Origin of the sequence: Streptococcus sp. HJ1, assembly GCF_052399005.1 — a bacterium.
In the GTDB taxonomy this organism is placed as follows: domain Bacteria; phylum Bacillota; class Bacilli; order Lactobacillales; family Streptococcaceae; genus Streptococcus.
This window is the reverse complement of sequence record NZ_CP199005.1, coordinates 1,216,288-1,234,598: the sequence shown is the minus strand read 5'-3', so window position 1 is coordinate 1,234,598 and position 18,311 is coordinate 1,216,288. Positions and strand designations below refer to the sequence as shown.

Sequence of the window (18,311 nt, the reverse complement as noted above, 5' to 3'; positions counted from 1 at the left end):
ATTGCCATAAAGAAGCAGAAGAACAGGATTTGATAAGATTTAGATTAATTCACAAAATATGTGTAAAACACTTGCAATTTAGCAGAAATTTGATAAAATAGTAAGGAAAGTTAGACTGTATTGCCTACTGTCTATCTATAAAATATATTTTATTGGAGGCTTTTACTCAAATGGCAAAAGAAAAATACGATCGTAGTAAACCACACGTTAACATTGGTACTATTGGACACGTTGACCACGGTAAAACTACCCTAACTGCAGCTATCACAACTGTTTTGGCACGTCGCTTGCCTTCGTCAGTTAACCAACCTAAAGACTATGCATCTATCGATGCTGCTCCAGAAGAACGCGAACGTGGTATCACTATCAACACTGCACACGTTGAGTACGAAACTGAAAAACGTCACTACGCTCACATCGACGCTCCAGGACACGCGGACTACGTTAAAAACATGATCACTGGTGCTGCCCAAATGGACGGAGCTATCCTTGTAGTAGCTTCAACTGACGGACCAATGCCACAAACTCGTGAGCACATCCTTCTTTCACGTCAGGTTGGTGTTAAACACCTTATCGTCTTCATGAACAAAATTGACTTGGTTGACGACGAAGAATTGCTTGAATTGGTTGAAATGGAAATCCGTGACCTTCTTTCAGAATACGACTTCCCAGGTGACGATCTTCCAGTTATCCAAGGTTCAGCTCTTAAAGCTCTTGAAGGTGACTCTAAATACGAAGACATCATCATGGAATTGATGAACACTGTTGATGAGTACATTCCAGAACCAGAACGTGACACTGACAAACCATTGCTTCTTCCAGTCGAAGATGTATTCTCAATCACTGGACGTGGTACAGTTGCTTCAGGACGTATCGACCGTGGTACTGTTCGTGTCAACGACGAAATCGAAATCGTTGGTATCAAAGAAGAAACTTCAAAAGCAGTTGTTACTGGTGTTGAAATGTTCCGTAAACAACTTGACGAAGGTCTTGCCGGAGATAACGTAGGTGTCCTTCTTCGTGGTGTTCAACGTGACGAAATCGAACGTGGACAAGTTATCGCTAAACCAGGTTCAATCAACCCACACACTAAATTTAAAGGTGAAGTCTACATCCTTACTAAAGAAGAAGGTGGACGTCACACTCCATTCTTCAACAACTACCGTCCACAATTCTACTTCCGTACTACTGACGTTACAGGTTCAATCGAACTTCCTGCAGGTACTGAAATGGTAATGCCTGGTGATAACGTGACTATCGACGTTGAGTTGATCCACCCAATCGCCGTAGAACAAGGTACTACATTCTCTATCCGTGAGGGTGGACGTACTGTTGGTTCAGGTATGGTTACAGAAATCGAAGCTTAATTCGATTAAGTTCCCAGAAGAACAATTATTTAAGTCAGACACTAAAAGAATCTTGCTTTGCAAGGTTCTTTTTTTTCTTCTTACTCTATTTGAAGTGCTTCTATTCTAGCAGTATAATCGTTTTTTTGGTATAATAAAAGTTATGGAAATCGAAAAAACCAATCGTATGAACGCCCTTTTTGAATTTTATGCGGCGCTTTTGACAGACAAGCAGATGAACTATATAGAACTCTATTATGCTGATGATTATAGTCTTGCTGAGATTGCTGAAGAGTTCGGTGTCAGTCGTCAGGCTGTCTATGATAATATCAAGCGGACGGAAAAGATTCTAGAAGATTATGAGATGAAACTGCACATGTATTCGGACTACATTGTCCGCAGTCAGATTTTTGACCAGATCTTGGAGCGTTATCCCAAGGATGACTTTCTGCAGGAGCAGATAGAAGTTTTAACAAGCATTGATAATAGAGAATAAGAGGAAGAAAAATGGCATTTGAAAATTTAACAGAACGTTTGCAGAACGTCTTTAAAAATCTACGTAAAAAAGGAAAAATCTCTGAGGCTGATGTCCAAGAAGCAACCAAAGAAATTCGTTTGGCCTTGCTGGAAGCCGACGTTGCTTTGCCAGTTGTAAAGAACTTTATCAAGAAGGTTCGTGAACGCGCAGTCGGACACGAGGTCATTGATACCCTTAATCCAGCACAACAGATTATCAAAATCGTTGATGAGGAATTGACAGCCATTTTAGGATCTGATACAGCTGAAATTATCAAGTCACCAAAGATTCCTACGATTATCATGATGGTTGGTTTGCAAGGGGCTGGTAAAACAACCTTTGCTGGTAAGCTGGCTAACAAACTCAAGAAGGAAGAAAATGCACGTCCTTTGATGATTGCAGCGGATATTTACCGCCCAGCTGCCATTGACCAGTTGAAGACACTTGGACAACAGATTGATGTTCCTGTTTTCGCTCTTGGAACAGAAGTACCAGCTGTTGAGATTGTTCGACAAGGTTTGGAGCAAGCGCAGGCTAATCACAACGACTATGTTTTGATTGATACGGCAGGGCGTTTGCAGATTGATGAACTCTTGATGAATGAGCTTCGTGATGTTAAGGCCTTGGCTCAACCAAATGAAATACTGCTCGTCATTGATGCCATGATCGGTCAGGAAGCGGCCAATGTCGCCCGTGAGTTTAATGCTCAGTTAGAAGTGACTGGGGTTATTCTTACCAAGATTGATGGGGATACTCGTGGTGGTGCGGCCCTATCTGTTCGTCATATCACTGGTAAACCAATCAAGTTCACTGGTACGGGTGAAAAGATTACAGATATCGAAACCTTCCACCCAGATCGTATGTCAAGCCGTATCCTTGGTATGGGGGATATGCTGACCTTGATCGAGAAAGCTTCTCAGGAATACGATGAGCAAAAAGCCCTTGAAATGGCTGAGAAGATGCGTGAAAACACCTTTGATTTCAATGATTTCATCGATCAATTGGATCAGGTGCAAAATATGGGGCCAATGGAAGACTTACTCAAGATGATTCCAGGTATGGCTAACAATCCAGCTCTTCAAAATATGAAGGTGGATGAGCGCCAGATTGCGCGTAAACGTGCCATCGTGTCTTCTATGACTCCTGAAGAGCGTGAAAATCCTGATTTGTTAAATCCAAGTCGTCGCCGTCGTATCGCTGCAGGTTCTGGAAATACCTTTGTTGAAGTCAATAAATTCATCAAGGACTTTAACCAGGCCAAACAGCTCATGCAAGGTGTCATGTCTGGTGATATGAACAAGATGATGAAACAAATGGGAATCAATCCAAATAACCTTCCAAAAAACATGCCAAATATGGGCGGTATGGATATGTCTGCCCTTGAAGGCATGATGGGACAAGGCGGCATGCCAGATATGTCAGCTCTTGGAGGAGCTGGAATGCCAGATATGAGCCAGATGTTTGGTGGTGGACTTAAAGGTAAAATTGGTGAATTTGCCATGAAACAGTCTATGAAACGCATGGCCAACAAAATGAAAAAAGCGAAGAAGAAGCGGAAATAAGAAAAGGAAAGCAGAAGAGCTTTCCTTTTTGATATAAAATATGTGCTTTCTATGACTAGGCAATTTTCTTAATCGAAAAATTACTAAATAGAAAGAGTAATCTCAAATCCTTGCATCCATTCGGATTTTACTGCGATGTCGATTTTTAAAGCATCTGCTAATTGTTTGACAAGATAGAGCCCCATACCTGTTGATTTTTTCCTTGTATCACCTGAATCACCAGTAAATCCTTTTTCAAAGATATGAGGGAGATCGCAAGCTTTAACTCCGCAGCCATTATCCCTAATAATCAGACTTGAACATCCCTTGTCTTTTGATATATAAATATTGAGTTCGGGCTTGTCGGAGCTATATTTAATGGAGTTGGCTAGGATTTGAGACAGGATAAATTCAAAACTGCGTTGATCGGTGTAGTAGTTTCCCTGTATATTTTCTAGATGAATCGTAAAATTCTTTTCTTTAAGCAAGGGATCAAAGTTTTCCAAAAGATCCTGAATACACTCTTGGAGGTCGACATCTTCAAATAGAAAATCATTTTTTTCACTTTTAACCCTGTAATAGAATAGTATCTGTGATACATTTCCTTGGATTTGATTTTTTACATAATCCAACTTAAAAGCTGTATCCTTTGGCAGTTGGTCACTTTGGTTGTCCAAAAGGAGGGAAAGAAGAGATAGAGGGAGTTTGATTTCATGAGCCCACTTTTCAACATAGTCTTCATAGTCGGCTAGTAATGAATTGATCTTTCCTATTTCCGCCTGCCTTTGGTAGAGCGCATTTGCGATTTCTTCGATGCTTTCTTTCTCTGAGACAGTTGATAAACGTAATAATTCCAGCTCCGTATCCATCTTAGGATTGTCTATGAAAGCCTTATAAGTAGCTACTTTCTTTCTTTCTTTTCTTATAAGTAGGAATGATAGGATAAAAAAGAGTAGGACTGTAGCTAAGAGATAGAGGAGGATGAGGACTTGAAACTTTCTCACGTCTGAAAGCCAAAGCAGGACAGCTGTGAATAGATCAAATGCTAAAAGAACAAGTAACCAGGGCAGGTAAGTAGCTAGATATTTAAGATTCTGTTTCATCTGGACTTACCTCTTCTAGCTTGTAACCAATACCTCTGACGGACTTGACTTGAAGTGCAATGCCAGCCTGTCTCATCACCTTTTTGAGCCTTGCAATGTTTACTTGAAGGGCATTTTCATCGATGAACTCAGTTGTATTCCACAGTTTCATGCTTAGTTCTTCTTTTGTGACGACAGAATCAGTTGCCTCTAATAAGGTTTCTAACAATTTCCCTTGATTTTGGGGGAGTAAAATCGAATGTCCTTTGATATAAAGGGTATAGGTATTTCGATCCAGCAGAAAATTATCTTTTTCAAGTAGATTTTGTCTTCCTTCATAGCGTTTCAAGATATTTTCTATACGTGCCAAAAATCTTTCTTTCTTGAAAGGCTTTGTTAAGTACTCGTCTGCCCCTAATTTCAGGGCGTAGATTTCATCTTTTAATTGTTCACGAGAGGTGAGAACCAATATGGGCACAGAGAGTTTGGACTTGAGATTTTTACAAATTTGAAAACCTGTTTCTCCCGGCAAATTCAAATCCAGTATGATTAGATCTGTATCGTATTGCAGCACTTGCTGGCTTGTATCTTTGAAGTCAGTCAACTTATCAACTTGGTAACCAGCTTTCTCTAACAAGATGACAATTTCATTTCGAATCAAGGCTTCATCTTCAATTACCAGAATATGCTTCATATTAATTCCTCCTTTTCCTCGCTTTTTAAATTTTATTCCTCTCTTTTTGGTTCCATCAAGGATAATAAGTACTTGTTGCTGTTTCTCTTTACAATTCTGATATAGATGGCTTCAAAACCAGCTAAGAGCAGTACTATCAGCATGGCTGTGATAAATTTTTGCCCCATAACCATTCTTGCGCTAGCGGGTACTATTCCTGTGAGGAGGGAGCTCACTCCGAAGCTACTACTGAGAAGTGCAAGGGCTATTGGTAGACCGAAATACCAGTTGATTTGCTTTTCTGACGATTTACATAGAGTTTCGTAGTTGGCTCCGAGATGGATCAAGGTTTGGTATCGTCTGTAGGATTGTCTTTGTCCCATCAAAAACTGAACGCCGATGATTGTATTTGCGACAACAAGGAAGATGATAGCCAGATAGATAGTGATATAGCTGGCAGAGATAATGTAAAATAATTGTCTTCCCATATTTTGTAGATAGCTTTCATAACCAAGAGAGGTTCGATTTAGCTTTTCATTGGTATCTGAGATAGCCCTCATCAAGCCCTTTTCTTTGACCAGCTCAGGAGCCAAGATAGCGCTGACATAGTTCGAGTAGCGACCATCTGTATAGTTCATAAAGACTTCATCTGGGACTATGAGGGCAACAGAGAGAGTGATTTCACGATCCGTTACAATCGGTAAAGACTCCACCTGTCCAATCAATTTTACATCATTTCCCATGACGTTGATTTGAGGATTTGTCTTTAGGACAGAGTTGACGAGACTTTCATCTGGGAGAAAATCTTTCCCCATATACAAGTAGGCTTCCTTGCTAGTTAATTCTAGAGGAGGGAGATTGGCAGCCTTTCTAAGTTCATTGTATTCGGAAACTGGTATGAGGTGGGAAGTAGTAGACTGTTTAAATCTTTGGAGCAAAATTTCCTTGTTTTTACTGTCTCTTTGCTCTTTTAATACCTTGATAAACTGTTCAAAGGCCACGGACTCGTTTTCTTTTGGTTTCCCGACTTTGATTTGTAGAATCTTTGAGAACTGTGAAGCTAGTCCTTCTGCTTCAAGCTCTTTTTTAACTGTATTCACATCAAGATTTTCATCTGTTTCCTGCTTGCTATCTCTAAATGTATAATCTAAGACATGAGCCTGATTGCCAGAATTGCCGCTTGCAATGGCAACACCTGCTCCAAAGAGGCATAAGGCAGAGAAGATTAAGAGGGAGCAGATGGCCAGTATAGTTGAGCGCTGGATAACTAATTCCTGAATCTGTCTAAAATTATAGGTATGGAGTTTTCGATTGCTACCAAGATTGACCAGAATGTCTATAAATAAACGCATACCAAAGAAGAGGAGGATAGTTCCAAAAGTTCCCAAGAGAACAGTGAAGCCCATGGTTATGACACTTTCCCAAGCTCGTCCACTCATCCCCAAGTAATAGGCTGTTCCGAGAAGCAAGATTCCGAGGACGGAAGCAAGAAGGTATACGCCCTTGGGAAGTAGTTTCTTCATCCCAGAAGGAGAATAGGCAAGAAGATCTCCGATTTCCTTATTGGCCGTCTTTGCACTTAAAAGGACAAAAACAGCTAATTTTACGGCTAGAAAGCCGATGACTGTATAGACTAGAGCTGTGGTAGATAGAGAAAATTGATGTTCAATAATCCCTAGTCCCACAATTTTAGCGGTTATTAGGCTGATTAGTTCTGATATCAAGATAGAAATTGGAAGGCCTATTCCAAGGGCAAGGACACTGTTTCTCAAATCCTCGAGCAGGAGTAGCAAGAACAGTTTGCTTCTTCGCATTCCCAGTGTGAGATAGACACCAAATTCATATTTTCTCCTTTCCATCTGCATACTGCTTGCGAAGTAGACTAGAAAAAAGAGGATAAAGAGAGTTGCTACATAAAGAATGGGAATCATGCTAAAGAGTTTATTTACAGCGTCACTTTCTATTTGTTTTAGAAAGATCATCACATCTTGATGGGACAAAGAAAGGATGATGTAAAAGGAGATAATAGAAAGAACCATGGAACTAAAATACAAGCCGTTATTCTTTCGATCTCTCTTGCTATTTCTTGAAACTAATTTAGAAAACATTGCCATCACCTCCAGCCAGTGCAGCCATGACCTTTAGTATTCTGTGGTAAAAATCTTCCTGACTTTCTCTTGGATAATCGCGTCGGATTTCATGGAATAGTTTTCCGTCCTGGATAAACAAGATGCGGTTGCAAAAGCTGGCTGCGACTGAATCGTGTGTCACCATGAGAATGGTGGTTTCTTCCACTTGATTCATTTCAGCTAATTTTTGCATCAAAATGGTCGCATTTTTTGAATCCAAAGCTCCTGTGGGTTCATCTGCAAATACAATCTTAGGGTCTAAAATCAAAGCACGCGCAGCAGCTACCCTTTGCCGTTGACCACCTGATAATTGAGATGGGAACTTATCCAGAAGTTCAGAAATATCCAGATATTGGGAAAGCAATTCTAATCGAACCTTACTTTCGTTGGCATCGACCTTGTGCAAAGATAAGGGAAGTAAAATATTTTCTTTGGCTGTCAGATTGTCCAAAAGCTCAAAATTTTGAAAGAGGTAGCCGATTTCCTTGCCACGATAATCAGCTAACTGACTACCTTTTAACTGACCTAAATCCTTTTCTTGCATTTGAATGGATCCGTCAGTTGGTTTGATAATGGTAGCGAGACAGTTAAGAAGGGTTGTTTTCCCAGAACCACTGCTCCCCATAATCCCTAAGAATTCACCTTTGACAACTTGAAAAGATATACCGTTCAAGGCTTTGGTGATATTCGGCTCTTTTCCATAATGCTTTTTTAATGATTCTACTCGTAAAATGGTTTCCATGTGAAATACCTCCATCTTTTGTTACTTTCATTATAATATGAATCAGAGTAGAATAACACTTACGGATGATGTAAGAATTCTTTATCGCTGACTTTTATAGTCAGGTTATTGGAGCTATACTTATTATATTATAGCATGGTTTTAGGGATTTAAAAAGGGAGTCTCAGAAGATACTCCAATTTAAAAGCAAATGCTATGAGAGAATAAGTAACCAGAATGATTGGGAAAGTAGTGGTAAGTGATAATAATATCAGAAAGAGTAAATTTAATGGGAATCAGCATAGAATTAAATTGCGTTAAATAGATAAGTGAATCTTATTTCTCTAACTAATAATATAACAGTAAATGAATTGATTTTACTGTTATTTTAATTTATAATTATAATAGGTCAAACTTTCAGTTTTTGTTTAGAAGTATATCTAATACAAAACATAAAACTATGTAATATTATATTAAGTTATTGGAGGATGCATTGATGCCAAGAAAAGGAGTGACTGTTTACGATTTATTGATTTCTTGCCCCGGAGATGTTAATGATTATCTTGAGTTAATTAAAGAAGCTGTTGATAACTTTAATAAAGTTTATGGTAGTTTGAATAATATACAAGTATCAGTCAAGCATTGGTCAACGGATAGTTTTCCTGAGTCGGGTGATAAACCACAGGAATTATTAAATAAGCAAATTGTTAGGGACTGTGATGCAGCTGTTGCTATATTTTGGACAAGATTTGGCACTGCAACAGATAGGTATGGTTCTGGAACGGAAGAAGAAATTGAGGAGATGTTATTAGCAAAAAAACAAGTTTTTATGTATTTTTTAGATATTCCTATAACTCCTTCAGAAATAAATGAGGAGCAATTTGCCGCTGTAAAAAATTTCAAAGAAAGATATAAGGATAGAGGAATATTTTTTACAGTTAAGGACAAAAGTGAATTTAAACGTCATTTTACAAATCACTTAACATTATATTTTTTAAATTTAGTTGACGAGAAAGAAACTTTTCAAAATGAACAATTAAAACCTCTTTTAACGATAAGAGATAAGAATACATCTTCCGACGAATGTTCTGTTCCTATAAAATTTAATTTACTAGAGTCAAAATTTTTAAATGAAAACTACAAGAAAATTATTGACTATATTGAAGAATTAAATAAAACTGTTATTTCTGAGGTTCCAACTAAAGTAGATAATAATACTAAAAAGTTGACTCTTTCTCTAAATGAAGAAGAAAACGTTAATTTTCTGTCTAAAATAGCTGATGATGTGACTATTAGTGATGATTTTAAAAAACTAATAAACGATTTTGCAATCAAAGAGGAAATCAAACTACATGAGAATTTCTGGTGTTTAGGAAATTTGAAGAAACATAAAATTCAAGTGCCAACGCCTTTCGGAAAAAGTGCGCCTTCGTATATTGGAACTGATGAAGAAAGGAACCGATTTTCTTTATTAAAAAAATTATACTGGGAAATAATATCATTCAATGAATACACAGAATATTTTACATTCATGGATAACATTGAATATATAGAGTTAATGGTTTCTAATATAGGTAAGACATATGATGAAGATATTGATATTAAACTAATTGTACCTAAAGGTTGTCTTTTGAAACAACATGACTTATTGTATCCAGGAGAAAATATAATAGGGGAGGTACAGGAAATTAAAATAGAAGAAATCCTATTTAAAATTGAAGAAACTGATACTGTTTGCGCATATGATTATCCTCAGCAATCCTTATTACGGTCAGAAGAAATAAATGTTTCTCCACTTCTAACATATAATAGAACATCTAGTTATGAAAGCCAAAAAAACTATTATAAAGATTCATTAAACGATATATTTATATACAGATATTTTGATAAACCAGAATCTGATATTTTAAGGTTTGATATTGAGTATTTGAAACATAACATTTCAATGGCATTTCCTTCTAAACTATTATTTAAAAATGTTCCTAGAACAATTGAATATGAAATAACATCGAAGTTTACACCAGATATGGTGAAAGGAAAAATAAATCTAAAATCCGATTAATTTGCTAATAAAGTAGGTTGTTTTATAATAAATATATGAATAGGAACATGATTTAATGACGGTAAAATGAATCAGAAAAAAAGTTAAGTAGCGAGTTAGAAGTTAAAAATGATTTATATCGTGTTTATGAATTAAATGAAAATGATAGTGATTATTTCAGAATTGTTAGCGAATCAAAGAAGGGAATATATGTAGAGAGTACTAAAACTGTTAAAAAGATTTTAGATTTAGACACTGAAGAATAGTTTTGGTGCTAAATTGGTGCTATGGGAAAAATAAAAACGCTGAAATCATTGATTTCAAGCGTTTTTTTGAATAACTTACTCTACTCCCACTCAACAGTTGCAGGTGGTTTACTTGTAATGTCGTAGACGATACGGTTGACGTGGTCCACTTCATTTACAATACGTACAGAAATCTTTTGAAGGACATCCCAAGGAATTTTGGCAAAGTCAGCTGTCATACCATCGATAGAAGTGATAGCGCGGATGGCAATGGTGTAGTCATATGTACGACCGTCACCCATAACGCCTACTGAACGAACGCCTGTGTTGACAGTGAAATATTGCCAGATATCGCGGTCAAGTCCCGCTTTGGCAATTTCTTCACGAAGGATTGCGTCTGATTCGCGTACTGTTTCAAGTTTTTCTTCAGTGATTTCACCCATGACACGGATCGCAAGTCCTGGCCCTGGGAATGGTTGACGCCATACGATGTGGTCTGGCATACCAAGCTCTGTACCAAGGGCACGAACTTCGTCTTTATAAAGAGTGTTCAATGGTTCAATCAGTTCAAACTGCATGTCTTCTGGAAGACCACCCACGTTGTGGTGTGATTTGATGGTTTGAGCAGTATCTGTACCAGACTCAATTACGTCAGTGTAAAGTGTTCCCTGAGCAAGGAATTTTACATCTTTTAGCTTGCTTGCTTCGTCATCAAAGACATAAACAAATTCGTTACCGATGATCTTCCGTTTTTGTTCAGGGTCAGAAATGCCAGCAAGTTTGTCAAGGAAGCGTTTTGCAGCGTCTGCTTTGACGATATTCAAACCAAACTTACCACCAAGCATGTCCATAACTTGGTCTGCTTCCCCTTTACGAAGAAGACCGTGGTCTACAAAGATACAGATCAATTGATCGCCGATTGCTTTCTGGAGAAGAACGCCAACGACAGAAGAGTCAACACCACCAGATAGACCGAGAAGGACACGTTTATCACCGACTGTTTCACGAATTTTTTGAATCTGCATCTCGATAAAGTTGTCCATAGTCCAGTCACCTTTGGCACCACAGATATTCAAGGCAAAGTTACGAAGGATATCATAGCCGTGAACTGAATGACGAACCTCTGGGTGGAATTGGATACCGTAAATTTTCTTATCAGGGTTTTCGATAGATGCGTACGGACAGTCAGCTGATGTACCAGTACGAACGAAATCAGCAGGAATTTCTGTAACAGCATCCCCGTGGCTCATCAAGACAAGTTGTTCTTCTGGTGTACCTTCAAAGAGGGCAGAAGGAGTGTGAGTAAGTGAGGATTGACCATACTCGCGGTTTCCAGCATCACCTGCTGGGACAACCTTACCTCCAAGTTTGTGGGTAAGAAGTTGCATACCATAGCAGATTCCCAAAATTGGAATACCAAGTTCAAAAATTTCTGGGTCAATGTCAAATGAACCCTCTTCATAAACAGAATTTGGTCCACCTGAGAGAATGATCCCTACAGGGTTAATCGCACGAACCTCTGCAGCTGAAATTTTATGGCTTTTTAGCTCTGAAAAAACACCAATTTCACGAATACGGCGTGAAATCAGCTGGTTGTATTGGCTACCATAGTCCAGTACGATGATTTTTTCGACATCTTGCAAATCAGTTGAAATCTTGCTCATCTTTTTCCTTTCTCAAAAGAAATATCTTTTTCAATATTTTATCACAAATGAGGGCGAATTACCAACTAAACAAGGCAAAGTTTGACTTTTTCTAATTAAATACGGTACAATAGAGAAAATAAAGAAAAGAAGTGAAAAGCATGTTACCAGCTTATATGAAAATCCACGATCAGATAAAAAAAGATATCGACGAGCATCGTTGGATGATAGGAGAAAGACTGCCAAGTGAACGGGATCTGGCAAACCAGTTTCAAGTCAGTCGGATGACCTTGCGACAAGCCATCTCTCTTTTGGTTGAGGAGGGGGTTTTGGAGCGTCGTGTTGGAAGCGGAACCTTTGTTTCTAGCACTCGGGTTCAAGAAAAAATGCGAGGGACAACCAGTTTTACGGAAATTGTCAAGTCACAAGGTAAGTCCCCTTCCAGTCAGCTCATTTCCTATAGAAGAACTATTCCTAATGAGCAGGAAGTCGCAAAACTTGGGATTTCACCAACTGAGAATATCATCCGTATGGAACGGGTGCGTTACGCCGATCAAGTTCCACTGGTCTATGAAGTAGCTTCTATCCCCGAAAAGTTTATTAAGAATTTTAAAAAAGAAGAAGTAACCAGTCATTTCTTTCAGACCTTGCAAGAACATGGTTACCGAATTGGAAAATCCCAACAGACCATTTATGCGAGATTGGCTAAGGAAAAGATTGCCCATTACTTAGAAGTCGAGAAAGGGCATGCCATTTTAGCCTTGACTCAGGTCTCTTATCTTGAAGATGGGACGGCTTTCGAGTATGTAAAGAGTCAATACGTGGGCGAGCGCTTTGAATTTTATCTTGAAAATAACTAGTCTAGAAAGGCTAGTTTTTTATTTTAGAAAAGATTAGAATTGTCAAAACAATCTGTCTATGCTTGATTTTATCTATTATTTACTATAAAATGAGAAGGAAAAACGTCAAACTTTTATATTGCAAATAGGAGAAAAAATGACAAAAACATTAAAACGTCCTGAGGTTTTATCACCTGCAGGAACTTTAGAGAAGCTGAAAGTAGCTGTTCAATATGGTGCGGACGCAGTCTTCATCGGTGGGCAGGCCTATGGTCTTCGTAGCCGTGCAGGAAACTTTACTTTTGAACAGATGGAAGAAGGCGTGCAGTTTGCTGCCAAGTACGGTGCCAAGGTCTATGTGGCTGCTAACATGGTTATGCACGAAGGAAACGAAGCTGGTGCTGGAGAATGGTTCCGTAAGTTGCGTGACATCGGGATTGCCGCAGTTATCGTGTCGGATCCGGCCTTGATTATGATTGCAGCAACTGAAGCACCAGGTCTTGAAATCCACCTTTCAACCCAAGCCAGTGCGACCAACTATGAAACTTTAGAGTTCTGGAAAGAACTTGGTCTAACTCGCGTGGTTTTGGCCCGTGAAGTTTCAATGGAAGAATTGGCAGAGATTCGCAAACGTACTGATGTAGAAATTGAAGCCTTTGTGCATGGAGCCATGTGTATTTCTTATTCAGGTCGATGTACGCTATCAAACCACATGAGTATGCGTGATGCTAACCGTGGAGGCTGTTCTCAGTCTTGTCGTTGGAAATACGATCTTTATGACATGCCCTTTGGTCAAGAACGTAAAAGTCTTAAAGGTGAAATTCCAGAAGAATTTTCAATGTCAGCCGTTGACATGTCTATGATTGACCATATCCCAGATATGATTGAAAATGGCGTAGACAGTCTCAAGATTGAAGGACGTATGAAGTCGATCCACTATGTTTCAACTGTGACCAACTGTTACAAGGCGGCTGTAGATGCTTATCTCGAAAGTCCCGAGAAATTTGAAGCCATCAAACAGGACTTGGTAGACGAGATGTGGAAGGTTGCCCAACGTGAATTGGCAACAGGTTTCTACTACGGTACACCGTCTGAAAACGAACAGTTGTTTGGCGCTCGTCGTAAAATTCCTGAATACAAGTTTGTCGCTGAAGTGGTTGCTTATGATGATGCGACTCAAACGGCAACCATTCGTCAACGAAATGTCATCAACGAAGGCGATCAAGTTGAGTTTTACGGACCAGGTTTCCGACATTTTGAAACTTATATCGAAGATCTTCATGATGCCAAGGGCAATAAAATAGACCGTGCTCCAAATCCAATGGAACTCTTGACAATCAAGGTTCCACAACCTGTTCAAGCAGGGGATATGGTCCGCGCTCTCAAGGAAGGGCTCATCAACCTCTATAAGGAAGACGGGACAAGTGTTACAGTTCGTGCCTAGATAAGGAAAAGGGAATGATACAAGCTCAAGGTTTATTGGTAGATGATGAAAGCAGATGTGTTCATTATCATAGTGAAAAGGATATTGTTTCACTCCAATGTTATGAATGCAAAAAATACTACGCATGCTATCAGTGTCACAATACTATGGAGACACATGTTTTTTCTCCCTATCCCTTGGCGCTTTTTGAGGATCGACCAATCTTATGTGGGGGTTGTAAGAGGACAATGACTTTCCAAGAATACCAAAAACAGATGGCTTGTCCTTACTGCAGTGCACCATTTAATCCAGGTTGTAAACAACACTATTCCTACTATTTTAAATAAAATGAATCGATCCAAGTTCTTAACTTGGATTTTTCAGTTTGTTTCAGAAAATAGAGTAAAATCAAGAAAAATTCGCAATCTAAAATGGAAAAACTTTCTATAGAATGGGGTAAAAACAGCAAAAATAGAAATAAATCATATGAAACGCTTTCAATGTTAGTAAAAAGTTGACAAAAACAAATTTTAGGACTAAACTAAGGAAGTAAATTTAAATAAAAAGGAGAATTCATCATGAATTTAACATTTTTCGGTCTATGTCTTGCCTGTATGGGTGTATCCCTTGCAGAAGGATTTTTGATGAACGGTTTGTTCAAGTCTGCAGCACGCCAACCAGACATCATCCCACAATTGCGTAGTTTGATGATCATGGGGATTGCCTTTATCGAAGGAACATTCTTTGTAACCTTGGCGATGTCATTTGTCATTAAATAGACAACTCTATTTAGAAATGGAGGTGTCAAACCATGGAAGAAAGTTTGAATCCAACCGTTAATATTGGACCAATATCCTTTGATTTGACCCTGCTTGCCATGTCTCTTGTAACTGTTTTGATGGTTTTTGCCTTTGTCTACTGGGCAAGTCGTAAAATGACCATCCGTCCAAAGGGCAAACAAAATGCTCTTGAGATGATTTACGACTTTGTGATTGGTTTTACCAAACCAAACATTGGAGAATCATACATCAAGGATTATTCCTTATTTCTGTTTTCTCTATTTCTGTTTATCTTGGTTGCCAATAATATCGGCTTAATGGCAAAAGTACAAACAACAAACGGTTATAACTTGTGGACTTCCCCAACAGCCAACCTTGGATACGATTTATCCCTATCATTCTTGATCACTTTGATCGCCCATGTAGAAGGAGTTCGTCGTAGAGGCGTTAAAGAATATTTGAGAGCATTTGTTACACCTGGCTTTATGACTCCGATGAACATTTTAGAAGAGTTCACCAATTTTGCTTCCTTGGCGATTCGGATCTACGGAAATATTTTTGCCGGTGAGGTCTTAGCTGGATTGCTATTAGCCTTGTCACAAAATGCTTTGTATTGGTATCCTTTTGCCTTTATCGCAAACATGTTATGGACAGCCTTTTCGATTTTCATTTCATGTATTCAAGCCTATGTCTTTACCATGTTGTCATCGATGTACATTGGTAAGAAGATAAATGCTGGGGAAGAGTAAGTAGAGGAGGATTAGAAGATGGATTTAACTATTAGTACCATTATTGGTGACTTTATTCTTATCGCTGGTTCCTTCCTTTTATTAATTTTTTTAGTGAAAAAATATGCCTGGGGAAATCTTACCAATATTTTAGATGAACGTGCTGAAAAAATTTCTTCAGATATTGACGGAGCAGAAGCTGCCCGTAAGAAGGCCGAAGAACTCGCTAGCAAACGTGAAGCTGAGTTGGCAGGTAGCCGTTCGGAAGCTAAGACAATTATCGAGAATGCAAAGGAAACAGCTGAGAAAAGTAGAGCTGACATCTTGGCTGAGGCGAAACTGGAAGCAGGACGCTTGAAAGAAAAAGCTAACCAAGAAATTGCTCAAAATAAAGCGGAAGCTTTACAAAGCGTTAAGGGTGAGGTAGCAGATTTGACGATTAGTCTCGCTGGTAAAATCATCTCACAAAACCTTGACGGACAAGCCCATAAAGAACTCATTGATCAGTACATCGATCAGCTAGGAGAAGCTTAATGGACAAAAAGACAGTAAAGGTAATTGAAAAATACAGCATGCCTTTTGTCCAATTGGTGATTGAAAAGGGAGAAGAAGACCGTATCTTTTCTGACTTAGCTCAAATCAAGCAAGTCGCAGAAGAAACAGACTTGCCTTCTTTTTTAGGTCAAGTGGCAGTAGGTGAGTCGGATAAGGAAAAAACCGTTCGTTTCTTCCAAGACTCAGTGTCACCATTAATGCAAAACTTTTTTCAGGTGCTGCTATACAATCACAGAGCAAATTTATTTTATGAAGTAATTGTAGATTGTTTGAGTCGACTTGAAAAAGAAACGAATCGATTTGAAGTAACGATTGCCTCCGCTCATCCATTAACAGATGACCAGAAGGCGCGATTGCTTCCTTTGATTGAGAAAAAAATGTCTCTGAAAGTTCGGACTATCAAAGAACAAATCGATGAAAGTCTCATTGGTGGTTTTGTCATTTTTGCCAATCACAAGACAATTGATGTGAGTATAAAACAACAACTTCGAGTTGTTAAAGAAAATTTGAAATAGAAAGTGGTGTTCTTTTGGCAATTAACGCACAAGAAATCAGCGCTTTAATTAAGCAACAAATTGAAAATTTCAAACCCAATTTTGATGTGTCTGAAACAGGTGTTGTAACCTATATCGGGGATGGGATTGCGCGTGCTCACGGTCTTGAAAATGCCATGAGTGGAGAGTTGTTGGTCTTTGAAAACGGCTCTTATGGGATGGCGCAAAACTTGGAGTCTACAGATGTTGGGATTATCATCCTTGGAGACTTTACAGATATTCGTGAAGGTGATACTATTCGCCGTACAGGTAAAATCATGGAAGTACCTGTGGGGGACAGCCTAATCGGACGTGTTGTCGACCCACTTGGTCGTCCAGTTGATGGTCTTGGTGATATCCATACTGACAAGACTCGTCCAGTGGAAGCGCCAGCTCCTGGCGTTATGCAACGTAAGTCTGTATCAGAACCATTGCAAACAGGTTTGAAAGCTATTGACGCCCTTGTTCCGATTGGTCGTGGTCAACGTGAGTTGATTATCGGTGACCGTCAGACAGGGAAAACAACTATTGCGATTGATACAATCTTGAACCAAAAAGGGCAAGATATGATCTGTATCTACGTAGCAATTGGACAAAAAGAATCTACAGTCCGTACACAAGTAGAAACACTTCGCCAGTACGGTGCCTTGGACTACACAATCGTTGTGACAGCCTCTGCTTCACAACCATCTCCATTGCTCTTCCTAGCTCCTTATGCCGGAGTTGCTATGGCGGAAGAATTTATGTACCAAGGCAAGCATGTTTTGATTGTTTATGATGATCTTTCAAAACAAGCGGTCGCTTATCGTGAGCTTTCCCTCTTGCTTCGTCGTCCACCAGGTCGTGAAGCCTTCCCAGGGGATGTTTTCTACCTTCACAGTCGTTTGCTTGAGCGCTCAGCTAAAGTTTCTGATGAACTTGGAGGTGGATCTATTACAGCCCTACCATTTATCGAGACACAAGCAGGAGATATCTCTGCCTATATCGCAACCAACGTGATTTCTATCACTGACGGACAAATCTTCCTTGGTGATGGTCTCTTCAATGCGGGTATTCGTCCAGCCATCGATGCGGGTTCATCTGTATCCCGTGTAGGTGGTTCAGCACAGATTAAAGCTATGAAGAAAGTTGCTGGTACACTCCGTATCGACCTTGCTTCATACCGTGAGTTGGAAGCCTTCACTAAGTTTGGTTCTGACTTGGATGCAGCAACACAGGCTAAGTTGAACCGTGGACGTCGTACTGTGGAAGTATTGAAACAACCTGTTCATAAACCACTACCTGTTGAGAAACAAGTAACCATTCTCTATGCTTTGACACATGGTTTCTTGGATACGATTCCTGTAGATGACATTGTTCGTTTTGAGGAAGAGTTCCATACTTTCTTTGATGCTCATTATCCAGAGATTTTGGAAACCATTCGTGAAACAAAAGACTTGCCAGAAGAAGAAGTCTTGGATGCTGCGATTACAGAGTTTCTCAATCAATCCAGCTTCCAATAAGAATAGAGGTGTCA

The 18,311-nt window shown here is 39.1% G+C and carries 17 protein-coding genes; 12 read left to right on the top strand and 5 right to left on the bottom strand.

All coding sequences use genetic code 11. The annotated features are described in order from the left end of the window. The first annotated feature begins 170 nt into the window (after positions 1-170). The 3 genes from tuf to ffh all read left to right on the top strand — a co-directional run bounded on the left by tuf (position 171) and on the right by ffh (position 3,425). Positions 171-1,367, top strand: coding sequence for an elongation factor Tu (gene tuf, locus ACT17O_RS06330; protein WP_001040723.1), 1,197 nt, complete (start codon positions 171-173; stop codon positions 1,365-1,367). A gap of 142 nt (positions 1,368-1,509) precedes the next feature. Further along, entirely contained in the window at positions 1,510-1,842 is a 333-nt protein-coding gene (locus ACT17O_RS06325; protein WP_000402068.1) for a putative DNA-binding protein, read from the top strand. An 11-nt stretch (positions 1,843-1,853) separates the two neighbouring features. Beyond that, positions 1,854-3,425, top strand: a complete 1,572-nt coding sequence (gene ffh, locus ACT17O_RS06320) for a signal recognition particle protein (RefSeq protein ID WP_444817256.1) — start codon at positions 1,854-1,856, stop codon at positions 3,423-3,425. Between the two features lie 83 nt (positions 3,426-3,508). Here ffh and ACT17O_RS06315 read toward each other — a convergent pair whose 3' ends face one another. From ACT17O_RS06315 to ACT17O_RS06300, 4 genes are read right to left on the bottom strand one after another with little or no spacing between them, the layout of a single operon-like run. Next, a complete protein-coding gene (locus ACT17O_RS06315) occupies positions 3,509-4,507 on the bottom strand; it encodes a sensor histidine kinase (protein ID WP_444817255.1) in 999 nt (332 codons plus the stop codon). Further along, positions 4,491-5,180: a response regulator transcription factor gene (locus ACT17O_RS06310; protein ID WP_444817254.1), complete on the bottom strand. Its 690-nt coding sequence runs from the start codon at positions 5,178-5,180 to the stop codon at positions 4,491-4,493. Before ACT17O_RS06310 ends, ACT17O_RS06315 begins: the two co-directional genes overlap by 17 nt. Positions 5,181-5,212: 32 nt before the next feature. Next, a complete protein-coding gene (locus ACT17O_RS06305; protein ID WP_444817253.1) occupies positions 5,213-7,267 on the bottom strand; it encodes an FtsX-like permease family protein in 2,055 nt (684 codons plus the stop codon). Further along, positions 7,257-8,030: an ABC transporter ATP-binding protein gene (locus ACT17O_RS06300; RefSeq protein ID WP_125425328.1), complete on the bottom strand. Its 774-nt coding sequence runs from the start codon at positions 8,028-8,030 to the stop codon at positions 7,257-7,259. Before ACT17O_RS06300 ends, ACT17O_RS06305 begins: the two co-directional genes overlap by 11 nt. Positions 8,031-8,505: 475 nt before the next feature. Between ACT17O_RS06300 and ACT17O_RS06295 the strand changes: the two genes are divergently transcribed. Beyond that, on the top strand, positions 8,506-10,071 hold the full coding sequence (locus ACT17O_RS06295; protein ID WP_444817252.1) for a hypothetical protein: 1,566 nt from the start codon (positions 8,506-8,508) through the stop codon (positions 10,069-10,071). Between the two features lie 325 nt (positions 10,072-10,396). Here the strand turns inward: ACT17O_RS06295 and guaA are convergent, their stop codons facing one another. After that, positions 10,397-11,959 carry a glutamine-hydrolyzing GMP synthase gene (guaA, locus tag ACT17O_RS06290; protein WP_444817251.1) on the bottom strand — a complete coding sequence of 521 codons (1,563 nt, stop codon included), beginning with the start codon at positions 11,957-11,959 and terminating at the stop codon, positions 10,397-10,399. A gap of 140 nt (positions 11,960-12,099) precedes the next feature. Between guaA and ACT17O_RS06285 the strand changes: the two genes are divergently transcribed. From ACT17O_RS06285 to atpA, 8 genes are all read left to right on the top strand, one after another. Then, positions 12,100-12,798 carry a GntR family transcriptional regulator gene (locus ACT17O_RS06285; RefSeq protein WP_444817250.1) on the top strand — a complete coding sequence of 233 codons (699 nt, stop codon included), beginning with the start codon at positions 12,100-12,102 and terminating at the stop codon, positions 12,796-12,798. A 136-nt stretch (positions 12,799-12,934) separates the two neighbouring features. Beyond that, positions 12,935-14,221: a peptidase U32 family protein gene (locus ACT17O_RS06280; protein ID WP_000169095.1), complete on the top strand. Its 1,287-nt coding sequence runs from the start codon at positions 12,935-12,937 to the stop codon at positions 14,219-14,221. A 14-nt stretch (positions 14,222-14,235) separates the two neighbouring features. Further along, positions 14,236-14,547: a CHY zinc finger protein gene (locus ACT17O_RS06275; protein WP_008279616.1), complete on the top strand. Its 312-nt coding sequence runs from the start codon at positions 14,236-14,238 to the stop codon at positions 14,545-14,547. Between the two features lie 231 nt (positions 14,548-14,778). Then, positions 14,779-14,979 carry a F0F1 ATP synthase subunit C gene (locus ACT17O_RS06270; RefSeq protein ID WP_001054551.1) on the top strand — a complete coding sequence of 67 codons (201 nt, stop codon included), beginning with the start codon at positions 14,779-14,781 and terminating at the stop codon, positions 14,977-14,979. A 32-nt stretch (positions 14,980-15,011) separates the two neighbouring features. Further along, a complete protein-coding gene (gene atpB / locus ACT17O_RS06265; RefSeq protein ID WP_000392937.1) occupies positions 15,012-15,728 on the top strand; it encodes a F0F1 ATP synthase subunit A in 717 nt (238 codons plus the stop codon). An 18-nt stretch (positions 15,729-15,746) separates the two neighbouring features. Next, positions 15,747-16,241, top strand: a complete 495-nt coding sequence (gene atpF / locus ACT17O_RS06260) for a F0F1 ATP synthase subunit B (protein ID WP_000366311.1) — start codon at positions 15,747-15,749, stop codon at positions 16,239-16,241. Beyond that, the gene (locus ACT17O_RS06255) at positions 16,241-16,777 is read left to right on the top strand and encodes a F0F1 ATP synthase subunit delta (protein ID WP_000359021.1); all 537 of its coding nucleotides are present in this window, start codon (positions 16,241-16,243) and stop codon (positions 16,775-16,777) included. The genes atpF and ACT17O_RS06255 overlap by 1 nt, the downstream gene beginning before the upstream one ends. Positions 16,778-16,791: 14 nt before the next feature. Continuing rightward, complete coding sequence (gene atpA / locus ACT17O_RS06250; protein ID WP_444817249.1) at positions 16,792-18,297, top strand: F0F1 ATP synthase subunit alpha; 1,506 nt, start codon at positions 16,792-16,794, stop codon at positions 18,295-18,297. The last annotated feature ends 14 nt before the right edge of the window (positions 18,298-18,311 follow it).

Excerpts from the sequence above, each read along its gene's own strand:
- tuf (WP_001040723.1), top strand. The coding sequence starts at position 171 with ATGGCAAAAGAAAAATACGATCGTAGTAAACCACACGTTAACATTGGT.
- ACT17O_RS06325 (WP_000402068.1), top strand. The coding sequence starts at position 1,510 with ATGGAAATCGAAAAAACCAATCGTATGAACGCCCTTTTTGAATTTTAT.
- ffh (WP_444817256.1), top strand. The coding sequence starts at position 1,854 with ATGGCATTTGAAAATTTAACAGAACGTTTGCAGAACGTCTTTAAAAAT.
- ACT17O_RS06315 (WP_444817255.1), bottom strand. The coding sequence starts at position 4,507 with ATGAAACAGAATCTTAAATATCTAGCTACTTACCTGCCCTGGTTACTT.
- ACT17O_RS06310 (WP_444817254.1), bottom strand. The coding sequence starts at position 5,180 with ATGAAGCATATTCTGGTAATTGAAGATGAAGCCTTGATTCGAAATGAA.
- ACT17O_RS06305 (WP_444817253.1), bottom strand. The coding sequence starts at position 7,267 with ATGTTTTCTAAATTAGTTTCAAGAAATAGCAAGAGAGATCGAAAGAAT.
- ACT17O_RS06300 (WP_125425328.1), bottom strand. The coding sequence starts at position 8,030 with ATGGAAACCATTTTACGAGTAGAATCATTAAAAAAGCATTATGGAAAA.
- ACT17O_RS06295 (WP_444817252.1), top strand. The coding sequence starts at position 8,506 with ATGCCAAGAAAAGGAGTGACTGTTTACGATTTATTGATTTCTTGCCCC.
- guaA (WP_444817251.1), bottom strand. The coding sequence starts at position 11,959 with ATGAGCAAGATTTCAACTGATTTGCAAGATGTCGAAAAAATCATCGTA.
- ACT17O_RS06285 (WP_444817250.1), top strand. The coding sequence starts at position 12,100 with ATGTTACCAGCTTATATGAAAATCCACGATCAGATAAAAAAAGATATC.
- ACT17O_RS06280 (WP_000169095.1), top strand. The coding sequence starts at position 12,935 with ATGACAAAAACATTAAAACGTCCTGAGGTTTTATCACCTGCAGGAACT.
- ACT17O_RS06275 (WP_008279616.1), top strand. The coding sequence starts at position 14,236 with ATGATACAAGCTCAAGGTTTATTGGTAGATGATGAAAGCAGATGTGTT.
- ACT17O_RS06270 (WP_001054551.1), top strand. The coding sequence starts at position 14,779 with ATGAATTTAACATTTTTCGGTCTATGTCTTGCCTGTATGGGTGTATCC.
- atpB (WP_000392937.1), top strand. The coding sequence starts at position 15,012 with ATGGAAGAAAGTTTGAATCCAACCGTTAATATTGGACCAATATCCTTT.
- atpF (WP_000366311.1), top strand. The coding sequence starts at position 15,747 with ATGGATTTAACTATTAGTACCATTATTGGTGACTTTATTCTTATCGCT.
- ACT17O_RS06255 (WP_000359021.1), top strand. The coding sequence starts at position 16,241 with ATGGACAAAAAGACAGTAAAGGTAATTGAAAAATACAGCATGCCTTTT.